At 33.6% G+C, this 1055-nt stretch carries 1 protein-coding gene; it reads right to left on the bottom strand.

All coding sequences use genetic code 11. From position 1 onward, the window contains the following. Window positions 1-658 (bottom strand): hypothetical protein (locus IA22_RS36240; RefSeq protein WP_479680730.1); only part of this gene is annotated, 658 nt, incomplete at its 3' end. Between the last annotated feature and the right edge of the window lie 397 nt (window positions 659-1055).

Genomic DNA, 1055 nt, shown 5'->3' on the forward strand with positions numbered 1-1055 from the left:
TGCTTATGGAGTAATCTTTTAATTTTAAATAAGTTATTCTCCTGGCTTCATCAAATAAAGAGTCGAATGATGTTGGCGAAATCACATCGTCACCCATTGGATTGTTTATTTGTATGCCAAGAGAGTTACAGCAGTTATACATTCTGCCATAGATTATAGCTAAGGCATGTAATAATTCGTAATCTTTTAGCGTATTAGCGACCCATCGTCTTTCTGATTTAATAATAGATGATTCAGTTAAATATGAAGGTAATTTCTTTTGTGCAAGTCTGACTAACTTTTTTATACCAATGTTTAACATACTTTCATTTGTAATAAACTCAATGTCATTTTCTTCAATGTAAGATGAAATAAGAGTAGCCTTTGCCTCGCTATACATTTCTAAATCGCCTTGTTTTTCTATCGTATTGCGAGAATTTTTAGCCCAAGCCATTAATGGATCATTTTTCCATTTTTCAATAACATTATTGTTATACCAAATGTCATATCCTATAATCTGGTTTTTGTTTTTTTGAATAATAAATGTTACTGTTCTTGCGGTTTGGAGGAATTGATTCAAATTTAAGCGAAATAATTCAGGGTCAAAATATGTATTAATGCAGCATTTGAGCAAGTGCGATAAATCTTTAAGTCTTCTTTCCCATGGTTTTTTAGTCATAAAACTCTCCATTTTGATAGGTTGCATGCTAGATGCTGATATATTTTAGAGGTGATAAAATTAACTGCTTAACTGTCAATGTAATACAAGTTGTTTGATCTTTGCAATGATTCTTATCAGAAACCATATAGTAAATTAGTTACACAGGAAATTTTTAATATTATTATTATCATTCATTATGTATTAAAATTAGAGTTGTGGCTTGGCTCTGCTAACACGTTGCTCATAGGAGATATGGTAGAGCCGCAGACACGTCGTATGCAGGAACGTGCTGCGGCTGGCTGGTGAACTTCCGATAGTGCGGGTGTTGAATGATTTCCAGTTGCTACCGATTTTACATATTTTTTGCATGAGAGAATTTGTACCACCTCCCACCGACCATCTATGACTGTACGCC

The sequence above is a fragment of the Kitasatospora papulosa genome (assembly GCF_000717245.1).
Lineage (GTDB): Bacteria > Actinomycetota > Actinomycetes > Streptomycetales > Streptomycetaceae > Streptomyces > Streptomyces papulosus.